Consider the following 2,123-nt stretch of genomic DNA (forward strand, 5'->3'; position numbering starts at 1 on the left):
CCGTTGAGCGCGGGCGCGCGCCCCACGGCTGCGCCGCCGACATCATGACCGCGGTCGAGCCCGTCACGCCGGACACGCCGCTCGCCGAGCTGGTGCTCAAGATGGCCGAGGCGGCCCTGCACCATCTGCCGGTGGTCGATCCGGATGGCCGGCTCGTCGGGATCGTGTCGCAGACGGACCTGATCCCGGCGCTCATGGCCGATGCCGGGGCCGGCGATCCGGCCCGGGCCAGCAGGCCCGTGGACGCCGTCCCGGCCTGACCCGCCCGCTCAGCCCTTCTTGACGTTCCAGAACACCGGCACGCCGTCGAGCACCCCGGTCACCGAAGGCTTGTACGAGGTCTGGTTGAAGTACTGCCCGAGCGGCAGGTAGGGCACGTCCGCGAAGGCCTGCTTCTGCAGGGCGTCCGCCAGCGTCTTGCGCGCGGCGGTATCGGGGGCGTCGAGCCAGTCCTGGCGGAGCGTCTCGAGCTTCGCGCTGGTCGGCCAGCCCACCGGCGCATCGGCCCCGGTCCCGCGCAGGAAGGCGCTGACGGCCGGGTTGGCCTGGTCGAGCCCGGCCCAGAAGGTGCAGAAGATGCTCCAGCCGCCCTGGGCGATCGGGTCGCGCTTGGCCCGCCGCTGGACCACCGAGCCCCAATCCATGACCTGATAATCGACGTTGAAGCCGGCGCGGGTCAGCATGTCGGCCGCCACGTCGGCCAGCGCCTTCAGGCTCGGAAAGTCGGAGGCGCCCATCAGCACCACCTTCTCGCCTTTGTAGCCGGCCGCCGCGAGCGCCTTCTTGGCGGCCTCGAAGTCGCGCTTGCCGGTCAGCACGTCGAGGCCGGCCTCGCTCGCCATCGGCAGGCCGGGACAGAAGAAGCCGGTCGGGACATGCCTCAGCTTGGGGTCGTCGCCGGTCACCGCCTGCATGAAGTCGGTCTGGTCGACCACCTTGAGCAGCACCTGCCGGATCGCCGGGTTGTCGAAGGGCGGCAGCAGCTGGTTCATCCGCAGGCAGCCGATCAGGCCGGTCGGGTCCTTGATCGAGGTCTTCAGGCTGCCCAGCGTCGGCACGAGGTCGGCGGGCGGCTGCTCCCACCAATCCATCTCGCCGGTCTGCATCGCCGAGGCGGCGGTGGCCTGGTCGGGGATGACGTGCCACTCGACCCGGTCGAGGAAGGCGCGCTTCGGGCCCGAGGTCCATTGCGGCTCGCCGCCCTCGCGCGGGACGTACTTGTCGAAGCGCTCGTAGACGACCCGGGCGCCGACCATCCGCTCGTCCGCCTTGAACCGGAACGGGCCGCTGCCGACCATCTCGGTCACCTGCGTGAACGCATCGGTCTTGGCGAGGCGCTCGGGCATGATCGCGCAGATCGGCGAGCCGACCTTGCCGAGCGCATCCGGCAGGAGCGGAAAGGGCTTCTTCAGCCGGAACTGGATGGTGCGGTCGTCGGGGGCCGAGAGCTCGTCCGTGTAGGCCATGAGCGTCTGGCCCATCGGGTCGCGCTTGGCCCAGCGGCCGATGCTGGCGACGCAGTCGCGGGCGAGCACCGGCGTGCCGTCGTGGAAGACCAGCCCGGGCCGCAGCGTCATGCGCCACAGCTTGCCGTCGTCCTCGACGACGTGGCCCTCCACCATCTGCGGCTGCGCGGCGTAGCTGGCATCGGTCCCGTACAGGGTGTCGAACACCGCGAGCCCGTGGTTGCGGGTCACGTAGGCGGTCGTCCAGATCGGATCGAGCACCGTCAGGTCGGCCTGCGGGATGAACTTGAGCACCCGGGAGGCCGTGCCCTGCGCCAGCGCAGGGGCGGCGAGCGCCGCGCCCGACAGGGCCACGAAGGATCGTCTGGTCAGCATCTCGGCGCACCTTTGAGGTGAATATCGCCGAAGCTTAGCACGAGGCGGGCCATGGGGAGGGGCGGGCGGTCGTTTCTCATATGCAGGCTAAAAACATTACTTTGCCGACAGATGAGCGCTATGGCCCGGCCCACGCGCATACCCCTCCCCCCTCTGCGGGGGAGGGTGGCCCGCGAAGCGGGTCGGGAGAGGGGAGCGACGATGTAGGACAGGGCGTCGCCCGTCAGGCCGGTCGCGCCCCTTCCTGAACCCGGGTTCCCCTCTCCCGACCCGGCCTGACGG

Annotated in this window: 2 protein-coding genes; one reads left to right on the forward strand and one right to left on the reverse strand. The window is 70.6% G+C overall.

Annotated features, from left to right (window positions below):
* On the forward strand, nucleotides 1-260 hold a 260-nt coding region (locus tag FV228_RS27605; RefSeq protein WP_147857423.1), incomplete at its 5' end, for a CBS domain-containing protein.
* A gap of 9 nt (nucleotides 261-269) precedes the next feature.
* Here the strand turns inward: FV228_RS27605 and FV228_RS27610 are convergent.
* On the reverse strand, nucleotides 270-1,841 hold the full coding sequence (locus tag FV228_RS27610) for an ABC transporter substrate-binding protein (RefSeq protein ID WP_147857424.1): 1,572 nt from the start codon (nucleotides 1,839-1,841) through the stop codon (nucleotides 270-272).
* Nucleotides 1,842-2,123: the final 282 nt, after the last annotated feature.

The organism is Methylobacterium sp. WL18 (genome assembly GCF_008040015.1).
Taxonomy (GTDB): domain Bacteria; phylum Pseudomonadota; class Alphaproteobacteria; order Rhizobiales; family Beijerinckiaceae; genus Methylobacterium; species Methylobacterium mesophilicum.